Source organism: Gammaproteobacteria bacterium, assembly GCA_028819075.1.
Classification (GTDB): Bacteria; Gemmatimonadota; Gemmatimonadetes; order Longimicrobiales; family Gaopeijiaceae; genus BD2-11.
The window spans coordinates 162948-177024 of sequence record JAPPMM010000047.1; the positions used below are offsets into that span (position 1 = coordinate 162948).

The window sequence follows — 14077 nt, forward strand, 5'->3', positions numbered from 1 at the left end:
GCCGCCCCCCAGGTGGTAATGAGCCCGGCAAAGAACAGCCAGCCGACGAGAGCGTCGGCGATGGGCAGAACCTCGAGACCGGCGCCTATGGAACCTGGACGGTAAAGGGGATTTGTCCGCGCACGACGTGACCGTCCGCGGCCATGGCGCGCCAGGAGATCATGTAGCCGCCTTCTTCAAGGGTCCGCCCTACCGCCGCGCTGTACACCTTGTCGTCCTCGGAATCGGGGATCGGCGGCCCGGTCTCGACCATGGCATCTCCCGTCATCAGCCGAATCAACATGGAGTTGTCCTGGGGTGCCTGCGTGAACCACAGGCGCAACGCCTCGGGCGGCGATACCGTCGCCTCCGCGGCCGGCTCGGACTTGCTGAGCGCGAAGTGGACCGCGAGGTGATCCAGGGCACCCGTCAGAATGAGCACCAGCAGCAGCGTGCATCCTGCAAGGGACGCAGCGGCGGACCGGCTGAATCTCATCCCTACCCTCCCAGAACGTTGAACTGCCGCGTGAACTTGACGATGAACGACCGGGCCAGCGTCCCGCTCTCGACGAAGCGCCCCGCGCCGTCGTGGTTGAGCCCGGCCGGATAGTCGAAGCCCTGCACGTCGTTGTAGACGATGAACAGCCCCGTGCCCGCGGTATTGAGCCAGCCGAAGCGCAGGTTGGCTGACCAGCTGTCGACCTGGTTCGAGTACTGCACCAGCGACTGCAGGTAGATGCGCGGGGTGAAGAAGTAGCCGAAGTTCATCCCCAGCAGCACCGTCTCGAACTTCCCCTCCGGCAGGCTCACGTCATAGTAGGTGACGCGCCCGGAGGTGCTGAACGACGCATTGGGCCGGAAGGTGACGGAGCCGCTTCCGCCCCAGCGGCTGCCGGTCAGGAAGCTGCCGAAGTTGATCCGCGACGTGGCCGACAGCCGGGCGGCGGCGTTGCTGTTGAAGACCAGCTGGGATTCCCAGCCGCGGTAGGTCCCCACCGGGACGGTCACCTCGGTGCCCCGGATTGTGAAGGGCTGGTAGATGCCTTCCGTGACGAGGTTGGCGCCCGTATGGATCTGCGCCCCCGAGGGCCACTCCCAGTGGGAGTCGACATGCAGCCGGGCCGATTCCTGAAAGCCCGTCTCGACGCCGCTCTTGCGGCTGTGGTAGGTGAAGTAGGAGACGTGCGGCCGGATCTCGCGAAGCCACGTGGGACGGATCTTGTACATCACGTGGTACTGGTAGTAGCGGTATCCGCGCCGGGGCAGGAAGCCCACTTCCGGGTTGAATCCCTCGCCAATCTCGCGGACCTGACCGGTCAGCGAAAAGCTCCGCATGTTCAGGTTTCCGGAAAAGTCCCAGGCGTACTCGTTGGCGCCGGCTTCCGGGCCGTCGGTCCTCGCCACGAAGCTGCCGAAGGTGACCGCCTCTCCCACGCCCACGGCGGCGTCCACCGCCTGCGTACGGTTGAAGTCGCCCGCGGGGCCGCTCTTGTTGATGAACAAGCCCCCGACGCGCGAGCGATTGGGCAGCTCCCTGGCGAGGCGGGCGACCGAGTAGCCGTGAGCGTCCGCCCCCAGGTCGCTGACGCCGTCGGCTTCGATGTGCAGCAGCCCGACGTTCAGGCCCGCGGCCCGGCCCGACAGCCGCGCGCCGCCCTTGATGGGCACCGGTTGGCCCCGGTGGATGCCTATCGCACGGCTGAAGAACAGGTCCGCGCCCCCGCCCCCCACGTTGAAGAAGCCCGCGTTCTCGAGGAAGAAGGGCCTCTTCTCGGGGAAATTGAGGGCGAAGCGGGTGAGGTTGAGCTGCTGATCGTCGACCTCGACCTGGGCGAAGTCGGTGTTGTAGGTGAGGTCGAGGGTCAGACCCTGGGTGACCTGGAACTTGACCTCGCCGCCGACGTTGCCGTCCTGGCCGAAACCGGTCTCGCTGGCGTTGGTGTAGTCGCGGGCGCTGGACCCCAGCACATAAGGGGTGACCGTCGCAAGGCGCTGGAAGGGAGGACGCAATCCCTCGAGGTCTCCGGCGTAGTTGAGGCGATAGAGGCTGAATTCGCGAGGAACCGGGGTCCAGAAGGACTCCTCGTTCAAACGCCGGATGCGGCGGGCGACGTTGAAGCCCCAGTTCTCGACATCGTTGCCGTAGCGCAGCGTGTTGAAGGGGATGCGGAACTCCGCATACCAGCCCTGGTCGTCGGTCGTGGTGGCGACCGTCCAGCTGCCGTCCCAGTTCTTGTTGAAGCCGCCGCCGGAGCCCGACTGAAAGCGCTGCCGGGTGTTGAAGCCGCCCCCCTGGAAGCGGCCGCCGCCACGGCCCTCGTTCGCCACCTGCCCGTCGTATTCGATGCCGGTCGGGGTGGTGCCGAAGACGAAGCCGTTCTGGTCGTCGTTGTAGGTGTCCAGCACGAACACGACGTTGTCGCTCTGGCGCACCTCGTAGTCCCGGATGCGCTCGCCGTAGGTGATGTTGTCGGGCTGGCTGTCGAATGCCCACACACCCACGTAGAGGGCTTCCGCATCGAATACGACCCGGACCTCGGTTTGCTCGGTGGCGGGCTGCCCGTCCATGGGCTCGCGCTGGGTGAAGCCGGTCATGACCGGGGCCTGCTGCCACACTGCCTCGTCGAGAAAGCCGTCGATGCTCGGGCTTTCCACGACTTCAGTGGCGGTGGCGACCGTCGGAAGAGCCCCTCCTGCCGCGCCGTTCGCGGGCCCGGATTGCGAGTTCTGGGCGAACAGCGGACCGGCGGCAAGAAAGGCCAGGATACATGCGGTCGGAGCGGGACAGGATTTCATGACGTTCCCTTGCCGAATTGGTGGCTGCGCAGTCCTGTAATTTCGCAGAAACGGCGGGCCTTCGCCAGAGATGGGCGGCGGCGTCTGGGCGCGCCACCCTCTCGGAGGTGTCGTCAGCGGGAAGCCCGGCGCACTACTCGGACAACCGACGGAACCAGAATGCTCACCGCGGCGACCCGGCCGGCGAGCGACGCGGCGGCCGCGGCGGTGACGCCTACCAGTCCGAAGGCCTGCACGAGCAGCGGAAAACCCACCGCGATGCACACCACCTCGGTGGCGGTGGCGAGAGTGACGGGCCGGGTGCGGCGGCCCTTGATCAGGATTCCGCGCTCGAGCGAGAGGAAGGCCGACAGGAACGGCAGGGGGATGAAGAGGATGGTGGGCAGGATGGCGAAGGCGGCCAGGTCGGGCGTGAGCCCGGAAATGGTCTCGAACCAGACGCCGGAGAAGGGGGTGAGCCCGAAGACGGCGAGACAGGCGGTGGTGGCGAGCCCCAGCGACACGGCGAACGTCCGCAGCGGTACGAGCTGCTCGTGCCGCGGGCCCAGCAGGGCGATGGTGACTTCCTGATACGCCAGGCACACCGCGCGGAAGACGAAGGTGAGCGAGCCCACCACCGGAAAGACCGCCAGCGACTCGACCGGAGCGGGCGCCCGCCCCATGAAGAAGGTGAGCAGCGGCTGGGCCGCGAAGCCCAGCAGCGAGGTGAGCGCGAGCGGGTAGTAGAAGCGGGAGATGACGCCGTAGTTGAGGGTGTCCGGACCGGCCGGCGACGTGTAGGCGAGGATCCGCGCCACCGATCCGCGCGCCATCCAGCGGCTGGCCGCGGCCTCGGTGCACACCCCGGCGGTCATGGCGCCGGCCGCCACGAGCGTGCCCGGGATGCCCAGCCGGGCAAGCACCAGCGCCGTCAGCGCGATGGCGGAGATGCGGGTCACCGTCCCCGCGGCGACCAGGCGCGGGCGCCCGTCGCGGATGAGCAGTCCCTGGTAGAAGCGCCGGTAGCCGATGGCCGCCGGCCACGGCACAAGCAGCCATAGGGCATCCTCGACGAGCAGCGCCACCTCCCCGGGCAGCGCGAGCACCTGGAGCGCAAGAAGGTCGAACACCGGGGGCAGGAGCACGAACAGCAGCACCCCCGTGGTGCCCGCGTTCAGAAGGAGGGCGAAGCGCCTCAGCTTGCGGAAGCTGTGCGCGTCCTCGGCGAGAGCCGTGGAGGTGGTCATCAGCATGACCACCGGGGACTCCACCAGCATCGCGATGGCGAAGGCGACGCCGTAGGCCGCGAGGTTGATCTTGGCCTCGGGCAGGCGGGCGATGACCGCGGCGAGGAAGGGCCCTTCGACCGCCATCATCAGCCACGTGGCGGCGAGGGGCGCCCAGAAGAGCAGGATGGACCGCTGGGACAGCGGCGCGGGAGCGGTCAACGGGTCTCGAAGCGGGTGATCTCGCTTTCGTATTGCAGCGTGAGGCCGATGTCGTCGAGGCCTTCGAGCAGGCACCGGCGCCGGAAGTCGTCGATCTCGAACCCGAGGCGCCATCCGGCTGCGTCGGCGACGGTGCACGCTTCCAGGTCGACGGTGAGCGCGTAGCCGGGATGCGCGATGGCGCGGGCCAGCACCCCAGCTGCTTCCTGTTCAGGCAGCGCCAGCGGCAGGATGCCGTTCTGGTAGCAGTTGGCCTGGAAGATGTCCGCGAAGCTGGGCGCGATCACGACCCGGAAGCCGTAGTCGGCGATCGACCAGGCGGCATGTTCGCGCGAGGAGCCGCAGCCGAAGTTCCGCCCCGCCGCGAGGATGGCGGCCCCGGCGTGTCCGGGCTGGTTGAGGACGAAATCGGCGCGCGGGGAGCCGTCGGGGTGGAAGCGCCAGTCGTTGAAGAGGAACTGCCCGTAGCCCGCACGCTCGACGCGCTTCAGGAACTGCTTGGGGATGATCTGGTCGGTGTCGACGTCGGCGCGGTCCAGCGGGGCCACGATGCCCTCGACGCGGCGGAGCGGCTGGATGGCGTGGGTGGTGGTGCTCACGCCTGGCTCCTCACGTCGGTGAAGCGGCCCGCCACGGCGGCGGCCGCAGCCATCGCTGGACTCACCAGGTGGGTGCGCGCCCCCCTGCCCTGCCGGCCCTCGAAGTTGCGGTTGGAGGTGGAGGCGCAGCGTTCGCCGGGCCCCGCGATGTCGTCGTTCATCCCCAGGCACATGGAGCAGCCGGACTCGCGCCACTCGAAGCCGGCGTCGCGGAAGACGCGGTCGAGGCCCTCGGCTTCGGCGGCCGCCTTCACCGCGGTGGAGCCGGGCACCACCAGGGCCTGCACGCGCGGGCTCACCTTGCTTCCGCGCGCGACCCGCGCCGCCTCGCGCAGGTCCTCGATGCGGGAGTTGGTGCACGAGCCGATGAAGACGCGGTCGAGCTCGATGTCCTGCATGGGCGTGCCGGGCTCGAGCCCCATGTACGAGAGCGCTCGCTCGGCGGTGGCCCGGCTGTCCGGGTCGGTGAGGTCGGCCGGGTCGGGGACCCGCCCGGAGACGGGGACCACCATGCCGGGGTTGGTCCCCCACGTCACCTGCGGCTCCAGGCCGGCCAGGTCGACCTCCACCACCCGGTCGAAGCGCGCGCCCCGGTCGGTGCGCAGGGTCGACCAGCGCGCCACCGCCTGGTCGAAGGCCTCGCCCGCAGGCGCGCGCGGGCGCCCGCGCAGATACTCAAAGGTGGTCTGGTCGGGCGCGATCATGCCGGCGCGCGCACCCGCCTCGATGGACATGTTGCACACGGTCATGCGGCCCTCCATGGAGAGCGCGCGGATCGCCTCGCCGCGGTATTCCACCACGTGGCCCGCACCCCCCGCCACCCCGATGCGGCCGATGGTGTGGAGGATCAGGTCCTTGGCGGTGAGTCCCGGCCCCAGGCGCCCGCGGTAGCGCACCTCCATGCTGCGCGGGCGCTCCATGAGCAGGCACTGGGTGGCGAGCACGTGCTCGACCTGCGAGGTGCCGATCCCGAAGGCGATCGCCCCGAAGGCGCCGTGGGTGGAGGTGTGGCTATCGCCGCACACGATGGTCATGCCGGGCTGGGTCGCGCCCAGTTCGGGGCCGATCACGTGCACGATGCCCTGCCGCTCGTGGCCCATGTCGTACAGGGTGATCCCGTGCTCGGCGGCGTTCTCGCGGAGCGCCTCGATCTGGCGGGTCGCCACCGGGTCGGCGACCGGGAGGGAGCGGTGGGTGGTGGGCACGTTGTGGTCGACGGTGGCCAGGGTGCGCTCCGGGCGGCGAACCGCGCGGCCGGCCGCGTTCAGCCCCGCGAAGGCCTGCGGCGACGTGACCTCGTGCACCAGGTGCAGGTCGATGTAGATGAGGTCGGGGCGCCCCTCTTCCCGGCGCACGACGTGCTGCTCCCAGACCTTCTCGAACAGGGTGGTGGGTCGGGCGTTCATGCTCGCTCGCCGGTGCGTGTCTCGCTCATGCCCGGTTGGTGACCGCGCCCTCGGACGCGGAGGCGACCAGGCGCGCGTACTTGCGCATGACCCCGGTGGCGGAGCCGTTGGCCGACTGCGCGGACGGGCGCCAGGCGCTGGCCCGCTCGCGGATCTCGTTGTCGGTCAGGTCCACCGACAGGGTGCGCGCCGCCACGTCGAAAGTGACGGTGTCGCCGTCCCGCACGGCCGCGATGGGTCCGCCGTCCACCGCCTCGGGCGCGACGTGGCCGACCATCAGCCCGTGGGTGGCGCCCGAGAAGCGGCCGTCGGTGAGCAGCCCCACCGAGGGCCCCAGCCCCGCCCCGGTGAGCGCCGCCGTGACCGCCAGCATCTCCCGCATGCCGGGCCCGCCGCGCGGCCCCTCCCCCCGGATCACCACGACGTCCCCGGCGGATATTCCACCCGCCTGCACCGCCTCGAACGCGTCCTCCTCACAGTCGAACACCCGCGCCGGGCCGCTGTGGTGGCCGCGCTCGGGGCCGGCCACCTTCAGCACGCAGCCGTCGGGCGCCAGGTTGCCCTTCAGGATGAGCAGCCCACCGTGCGGCTTCACCGGGTCCTCCACGGACGAAACCACCTCCTGCCCGACCGCCTCGGCCGCCAGCGCCGCCTCCTCCGCCACCGTGCGCCCGGTGACCGTAGCCGCGCCGCCGTCGAGCAGCCCCGCGCCCAGCAGGCGGGCCGCCAGCAGCCGCACCCCGCCGGCCGCGTGCATGTCGGTCGCGACGAAGCGGCCCCACGGCTTCATGTCCGCGATCACCGGCGTGCGCGCGCTGATGCGGTCGAAGTCCTCCAGCTCGAGCTCCACCCCGGCCTCGCGCGCGACCGCCAGCAGGTGCAGCACCGCGTTGGTCGACCCGCCGGTGGCCACCGCCAGGGTGACCCCGTTGGTCATCGCCTCGCGCGTGAGGATGTCGCGGGCCGTCACCCCGCGCCGCACCAGGTCGACCGCCAGACGGCCGCAGTCGCGCGCGACCCCCGCCTTGGCCGGATCGGTGGCCGGCACCGAGCCGCTCCCCATCGGCGAGATGCCCATCGCCTCGAAGACGGTCGCCATGGTGTTGGCGGTGAACTGCCCGCCGCACGAGCCCGCGCCCGGGCACGCCGCGCGCTCCAGCTCGTCCAGGTCCTCCTCGCTGATGCGGCCGGCCGCGCACGCCCCGATCCCCTCGAACACGTCCTGGATGGTGACGTCGCGCCCCCGGTAGCGGCCCGGTTGGATCGACCCTCCGTAGAGCATCAGGCTGGGCAGATCCAGGCGCGCCAGCGCCATCACCGTGCCCGGGATGGTCTTGTCGCATCCGGAGATGGCCACCACGCCGTCGAACCCGTAGGCGTCCCCCACCAGCTCGATCGAATCCGCGACCAGCTCCCGGCTCACCAGCGAGGCCTTCATGCCCTCGGTCCCCATCGTGATCCCGTCCGAGATGGCGATGGTGTTGACCTCGAGCGGCATCCCCCCCGCCTCGCGGATCCCCTGCCGCACGGAGTCGGCCAGGTCGCGCAGGTGGGCGTTGCACGGCGTGGTGTCGGTCCAGGTGTTGGCGATCGCGATCAGCGGCCTGGAGAAGTCGTCGTCCTCCATGCCGACCGCGCGCAGCATGGAGCGCGCCGCCGCGCGGTCCCGCCCGGCGACCAGCGCCTGGCTGCGGAGGGGCAGTTGCCGCGGCTTCATCCCCGGACTAAAGCCAGGCCATGTGCGACCGCAGCTTTCTGCCCACCGTCTCGATGGGATGCTCGGCGCCTTCCACCCGCATGCGGTCGAACGCCTCGCGTCCGCCGCGCGCTTCCTCGATCCACTGGCGCGCAAAGGCTCCGGACTGGACATCCGCCAGGATCTCCTTCATCGCCGCCCGCGAGGCATCGCCCACGACCCGCGGACCGCTGACGTAGTCGCCGTACTCGGCGGTGTCGCTGACCTCGCGGCGCATCCCCGAGATGCCGTGCGCGTACGCCAGATCCACGATCAGCTTCAGCTCGTGCAGGCACTCGAAGTAGGCGAGGGCGGGGTCGTAGCCGGCTTCCACCAGCGTCTCGAAGCCGGCCTGCACCAGCGCGGTGAAGCCCCCGCACAGTACCGCCTGCTCCCCGAACAGATCGGTCTCGGTTTCCGCCGCGAAGGTGGTCTCGAGGATGCCCGCGCGCGCGCATCCCAGCCCCGCCGCATACGCCCGCGCGAATTCGGTCGCGCCGCCGGTGGCATCCTGATGGACCCCGTAGAGCGCCGGCACCCCGCGCCCCGCGACGAACTCCTCGCGCACGCGGTTCCCCGGCGACTTGGGCGCGATGAGGATGACGTCGGTATGCTCCGGCGCCACGATCTCGCCGTAGTGCACGTTGAAGCCGTGGGCGAAGACGAGGGTATCCCCGGCGTTCAGGTGCCCTTCGATCTCGGCCTCGTACACGTCCCGCTGGATCGTGTCGGGAATGAGAATCGAGACGACCGTGGCCCCGGCCGCGGCGTCGGCGACGGAGGCCACCCCGAGCCCGTCGGCCCGCGCCTTGTCCGCGGACGAACTTCCCTCGTAGAGACCCACCACGACGTCGGCTCCCGAGTCCCGCAGGTTCAGGGCGTGCGCATGCCCCTGGCTGCCGTAGCCGATGACGGCCACGGACCGTCCCTGAAGGAGTTCGGTGGAAGCCCCGTTGCTTCCCATCGTCGCCTCGCTCATCTGCCGGTATCCTCGTTCTGGGCGCGCGCCCGTGCGCGCGATTGCTCTAATGGTGGAAAAAGGTCCGGTGACCCGGAGGGATCATCCGGATGCGCCGGGCTACCTGTAGGCCCGGTCCGCCGATCTGCCCTGGACCCGCGACTCGCCCTCCTCGCCCTTGATCCTGCGCAGGATCGAAAGCAGGGCTTCGTCGGTCACGTCGATGCGGCGCTCCGCGAGATCGGTGCAGTAGCGGGACGCCTCGGCCATCTCCTCGTCGGTAAGGTCGTGCCCGAGCTTCTCGTAGCGGTGGCGCAGCGCGTGCCGCCCTGAGTGCTTGCCCAGCACGAGCTGCGTCGGAGGCGCGCCCACCGTTTCCGGGGTCATGATCTCGTAGGTGGCCCGGTCGCTCAGCATGCCGTGCTGGTGGATGCCCGCGGCGTGCGCGAAGGCGTTGTCGCCCACGATCGCCTTGTTGGGCTGCGGCATGACGCCGATGGTCTCGCTCAGCAGGCGGCTTGTCGGATAGAGCTTCTCGGCGTTGACCTCGGTGAAGTGCTCGTTGATGTCGGCGCGCACCTTGAGCGCCATCACGATCTCCTCGAGCGATGCGTTGCCCGCGCGCTCGCCGATGCCGTTGATGGTGCACTCGATCTGCCGCGCCCCGGCGTCGAGCCCCGCCAGGCTGTTGGCCACCGCGAGCCCCAGGTCGTCGTGGCAGTGCACCGAGAGCACCACCTCGTCGCCCAGGCCGGGCACCCTGGCCACCAGCTCGCGCAGGGTGTCGCGGAACTCGGCCGGGAAGGTGTAGCCGACCGTGTCCGGGATGTTCACCGTGGTGGCGCCCGCCTCCACCGCCGCGGTGATCACGGCGCACAGGAAGTCGAGATCGGTGCGGGTGGCGTCCTCGGCGCTGAACTCCACGTCGTCGGTGAAGCGGCAGGCGCGCTCGACCGCCGCCGCCGCCCGCTCCAGGCACTCCTCGCGCCCGATGCCGAGCTTGCGCTCGAGATGGATGTCCGATGTCGCGATGAAGGTGTGGATGCGCGACCGGCGTGCTCCCTTCACCGCGTGCCCGGCCCGGTCGATGTCGCCCGCGGTGGCCCGCGCCAGCGCGGCGATCACCGGCTCGCGGATCTCGCGTGCGATGGTCCCGACCGCGTCGAAATCGGTGTCGGAGGCGATCGGGAACCCCGCCTCGATCACATCCACGCCCAACTCCTCGAGCTGGTGCGCCATGCGAAGCTTCTCGGACGGGGTCATGGTACAGCCCGGGGACTGTTCGCCGTCTCTCAGAGTGGTGTCGAAGACCGTGATCCTGGCCATGTGTACTCCTCGGTAATCGGTACTGCCCGGAGAAATGGTAACAGCTTATGCCCGGGACAGGGGACCTGCGATCGCTTCCCGCCGGCGTCGCGCCGCTACGCCGACTGCTCCGGTACGTGAGGGATCAGTGCCAGTGCGTGAGGATGATCGCGAAAATCAGAAGCCGGACCAGGTCGAACCCGGAGTTGATGGCGACCAGCCCCCACTTCTTCCCTTCCCACGCGACCCGCCCCATCTGAAGCGGAAGGAAGAAGCCCAGCCAGGGCCAGAACGCGCCGTTCCAGGCGTAGACCCAGGGCGCCTGATCGGGACCCACTCCCCACGCGGAGGGCCGCACCAGAGCGACGTAGTGGGCGAGCACGAACACGAGAAGGAATGAGCCCAGGGCATAGATGACCATGGCCTTGGCCATCCCTCCCTGGGCGTCTTCACCCTCCATCCCCATGTGCCGGGCCCACATCTTGCCGAAGAGCGGCCCGAACCACAGGAATCCAAGCGGCATCGCGACGACGACACAGACGAGGATGGCCAGGTAGTTGACCGAGACCGTCGGTTCCATTGCGCTGTCCTCGCTCGTGCCCGTGCCCATCAATCGGTAGAACCTTGCAAGGGATCACGCTTGCGCCGACTTCGCAAGGCTGGCAGGCAAGGAATGTCAGAAGCAGATTCCTTGACTCAGCCACGAGAATGGAGGGAACGACAGCGTGAAGGTTGGCCTGGTGGGCTTCCCGGGTTCCGGGAAGACGACCGTGTTCAATGCGATGACCGGTCAGGACGCCCCGGTCGGATACGGGGGCGAGGTGCGCCGCGCCGTAGTGGACGTGCCCGATCCCCGGGTGGAGTGGCTCTCGGCCCTCTACCGGCCGAAGAAGACCACCTTCGCCAGCATCGTCTTCTGCGACATCCCCGGAGAACACGGTTCCGAACAGCGCGGGCTCTCGACCGCGGCGCTGCAGCAGGTGCGCGACCAGGACGCCCTCTGCCTCGTTCTGCGCGGCTTCGACAACCCGGCGCTCGAGCACGCCCCCGCTCCCGCCGCCGAGCTCGAGGCGTTCCACGCCGAATGCGTCCTCGCCGATCTGGTGTTCGTCGAACGCTGGCTGGAGCGGGCGCGCAAGGAGGCGAAGCGCGGGCTCGAGGTGGCGGCCTTCGAGCGCATGCGGGAGACGCTGGAATCGGAACGGCCGCTGCGCGTGCTTCCCGAATCGGAGCTCGATCGTTCGCTCCTGCGCGGCTATTCGCTGGTCACCGACGCGCCGCTGCTGGCCGTGCTCAACCGCGAGGAAGACGACGCAGGGGAGTCGCTGGCGGATGAACTCGAAGGCGCGCTGGCCCGCATGGGCGCCGCGGGCATGACCCTTTCGGCCAGCCTCGAGGCGGAGATCGCGATGCTCGAGCCCGCGGACCAGCAGGAGTTTCTGCGCGACATGGGGCTGGCCGAGCCCGCCCTCGACCGCTTCATTCGCGCGGCCTACCAGCTGCAGGACCTGATCTCCTTCTTCACTGTGGCGGGGCCGGAGGTGCGAGCCTGGACCATCCGCGCGGGCACCGACGCGCGCCGAGCCGCCGGGAAGATCCACTCGGACATGGAGCGGGGCTTCATCCGGGCGGAGGTCATCCCCTGCGATGTCCTGGAGGAATACGGATCGGAGCAGGCGGTGAAGGCGGCCGGGCGGCTGCGGGTGGAAGGAAGGGACTACGTCGTGCAGGACGGGGATGTCCTGCGGGTGCTCTTTAACGTGTAGCAGAACGTCTGAAGTGAGGGCTGGAATACGTAGAATGCGTAAATTATGCAAAACACGTAGAACGGGCGCGCGCCTCGTGATGGCTCCGCTGGTCGCGGCGTGGATGGCCCCGCAGGCCGTGGCAGCTTGGATGACCCCGCTGGTCGCGGCGTGGATGGCCTCGCTGGCCGTCGCGGGCTCGGCTGGCGCCCAGACGCCGTCGCGCGCCGAACTGCTCGGGGTCGCGCGCGAGGTGGTGGAAGGGGCGGCGTTCGTGTCGCTGGCGACGCTGGACGAGGAGGGCTTTCCGGCCGTACGCGCCATGGACCCGCTCCCGCCGAACGAGAACTGGGTCGTCTGGCTGGCCACCAACCCCGGCAGCCGCAAGGTGGAGCAATTGCGCGCCAATCCCCGGGTGGCGCTCCACTATCTCGCGGAAGGCGTGCCGGCGTACGTCACTGTCATCGGCCGGGCGCGCCTGGTCGACGACCCGGAGATGAAGGCCCGTCACTGGAAGGAGTCGTGGACGCCGTTCTACCCGGACCGGGACGAGAGCGTGCTGCTGATCGAGGTGACGCCGATTCGGCTCGAGGTGGTGTCGGAGGCGCACGGAGCGCCGGGCGATCCCGAGACGTGGCGGGCGCATGTGGTGGAGTTCGGGTCCCGCGGGGGGAGCCGACGGGCGGGCCGGGCGCCAGCCAGGCAGCTTGCGCGGCAGCTTCTCGCAGATGGCATCCATCTGCCTCCGGTGGACCGCTCCGACGATGGCGAGCAGAACACCGGAGACAGGTGGCGGCCAGTTGACGCCGCCTCCGCCGCACGCCGAATATCCGGCTCGAGGTCGCCCCGAGCCCCTCAATTGTCGACGGCTTCCCGAGCAGCGGCCTCGATCTCCCATGGGATCTCCGAATCGCGATAGAGCGCAGCCCCGTTCGAGAGCGTGAGACCGTCGCCTTTCCCCGGGGCGGCAGGATGCACCGATGGGACCGGGGCCAAATCCCTCCAGACCTGTCTCGGCGCGTCGGCCAGCATCTTCCCCCCGCGCGTGAAGAACACCACCGTCCCGTCCGTGGCCACCGATACCTTCACCTGCCCCTCGTGAACCGCGCGATGATGCCGCCGGCATAGCAGCATCGTGTTTCTCAGGCTGGTCTCGCCCCCGTCGGCCCAGTGCTTCACGTGATGCGCCTCGGTGAACCGGCAGCCACACGCGGGAAAGCGGCATCCCCGGTCGCGTTCCTCCAACGCCCGCCGGATGTGCGGTGGAATCGTCCGATCCGATAATTCTGTAACTGACATGACCACAACATAATACAACGACTAGCCAGCGCAGGTTATCACTATCGGTATCCACATCCTGAGCTAGGAATCCATTGGATCTCATGAGAGGTCTGTGGACGAGTGCGAGACCGACTCGAAGCCGTTCCCTTTGCCTCGGGGAGGCGGACGCTAACGAGCACTGACGGGTAGGAGAACGGCGTTGGCGGAGGAGCCGTTGATGGCGACGGTACCCTCCGAAGACTCCGGGGAGGAGGACGTTCTCGGCGACTGCGGGTCCCGAGTCTTCCGCGCTTGCGGACGATCGGGCTGCGCCGGGTTGAGAAGGGGCTCGACCCCGGCGTAGGGACGGGCGGAGTCCGTCCCGGAGGCCGGGGGGACCGGCGCCGAAGCGGTGGTAACGCCGAGCACGCCGCCCGCCGGTCGCGACGCAGGAGTCGCCCGCGAAATCGACGGCCTCGACCGGCGGTGATCCGTGGTCGGCGGGAGAAACGCGGCGACCGGCCGCATGGAACCTTCGGCCAGGCGGAAGGGAGGGCGAACAACCTCAACCGCGAACGCTTCCGGAGCGGAGTTTTTCTGGGGGGTCGAGGGGGGGCGGAGCACCCCTCGCCAGTCGCGATGTTCAACATCGCGTGTGCGGAATGGTAAGGGTCTGAATCCCGGCAGGAAATCACGTAAGTCTAATCAGGGCTGCACGATCTGCGTTCCCTGCCGTTTCTCTGGACCTTGCTGGACCGACCGGCGAGGGCGGGAAAATCGGAGCTGAATGGCGGGACTGTCAATCGGCACGTAAAATGTCCCGGTTATCGGCATGGAAAATGTCCCGGTTCTGCGGCTGCCCCGCGG

12 protein-coding genes are annotated in these 14077 nt (G+C 69.3%); 2 read left to right on the forward strand and 10 right to left on the reverse strand.

Going from position 1 to position 14077, the window contains the following annotated elements; translation table 11 throughout:
- Positions 1-85 precede the first annotated feature (85 nt).
- The 9 genes from OXU32_13010 to OXU32_13050 form a co-directional block, all read right to left on the reverse strand.
- Complete coding sequence (locus OXU32_13010; protein MDE0074870.1) at positions 86-475, reverse strand: copper resistance protein CopC; 390 nt, start codon at positions 473-475, stop codon at positions 86-88.
- 2 nt (positions 476-477) lie between these two features.
- Complete coding sequence (locus OXU32_13015; protein ID MDE0074871.1) at positions 478-2775, reverse strand: DUF5916 domain-containing protein; 2298 nt, start codon at positions 2773-2775, stop codon at positions 478-480.
- Between the two features lie 113 nt (positions 2776-2888).
- Positions 2889-4202 carry a hypothetical protein gene (locus OXU32_13020; GenBank protein MDE0074872.1) on the reverse strand — a complete coding sequence of 438 codons (1314 nt, stop codon included), beginning with the start codon at positions 4200-4202 and terminating at the stop codon, positions 2889-2891.
- On the reverse strand, positions 4199-4780 hold the full coding sequence (gene leuD / locus OXU32_13025; protein MDE0074873.1) for a 3-isopropylmalate dehydratase small subunit: 582 nt from the start codon (positions 4778-4780) through the stop codon (positions 4199-4201). Before leuD ends, OXU32_13020 begins: the two co-directional genes overlap by 4 nt.
- Positions 4781-4797: 17 nt before the next feature.
- On the reverse strand, positions 4798-6207 hold the full coding sequence (gene leuC / locus OXU32_13030) for a 3-isopropylmalate dehydratase large subunit (protein MDE0074874.1): 1410 nt from the start codon (positions 6205-6207) through the stop codon (positions 4798-4800).
- A 25-nt stretch (positions 6208-6232) separates the two neighbouring features.
- Positions 6233-7924, reverse strand: a complete 1692-nt coding sequence (ilvD, locus tag OXU32_13035; protein ID MDE0074875.1) for a dihydroxy-acid dehydratase — start codon at positions 7922-7924, stop codon at positions 6233-6235.
- Positions 7925-7931: 7 nt separating this feature from the next.
- Positions 7932-8921, reverse strand: coding sequence for a ketol-acid reductoisomerase (ilvC, locus tag OXU32_13040; GenBank protein ID MDE0074876.1), 990 nt, complete (start codon positions 8919-8921; stop codon positions 7932-7934).
- A 99-nt stretch (positions 8922-9020) separates the two neighbouring features.
- Positions 9021-10226, reverse strand: a complete 1206-nt coding sequence (locus OXU32_13045) for a 2-isopropylmalate synthase (GenBank protein MDE0074877.1) — start codon at positions 10224-10226, stop codon at positions 9021-9023.
- A 124-nt stretch (positions 10227-10350) separates the two neighbouring features.
- Entirely contained in the window at positions 10351-10785 is a 435-nt protein-coding gene (locus tag OXU32_13050) for a DUF1761 domain-containing protein (protein MDE0074878.1), read from the reverse strand.
- 145 nt (positions 10786-10930) lie between these two features.
- Here OXU32_13050 and OXU32_13055 point away from each other — a divergent pair, with 145 nt between their 5' ends.
- Together OXU32_13055 and OXU32_13060 are read left to right on the forward strand one after the other, a co-directional pair.
- Positions 10931-11971, forward strand: a complete 1041-nt coding sequence (locus OXU32_13055) for a DUF933 domain-containing protein (GenBank protein ID MDE0074879.1) — start codon at positions 10931-10933, stop codon at positions 11969-11971.
- Positions 11972-12050: 79 nt separating this feature from the next.
- Entirely contained in the window at positions 12051-12869 is an 819-nt protein-coding gene (locus tag OXU32_13060) for a pyridoxamine 5'-phosphate oxidase family protein (GenBank protein MDE0074880.1), read from the forward strand.
- On the opposite strand, the gene OXU32_13065 is transcribed toward OXU32_13060, so the two are convergent.
- Positions 12806-13249 (reverse strand): HNH endonuclease signature motif containing protein, encoded by a 444-nt coding sequence (locus tag OXU32_13065; protein ID MDE0074881.1) that lies wholly within the window; start codon positions 13247-13249, stop codon positions 12806-12808. The two genes, OXU32_13060 and OXU32_13065, sit on opposite strands and share 64 nt — an antisense overlap.
- Between the last annotated feature and the right edge of the window lie 828 nt (positions 13250-14077).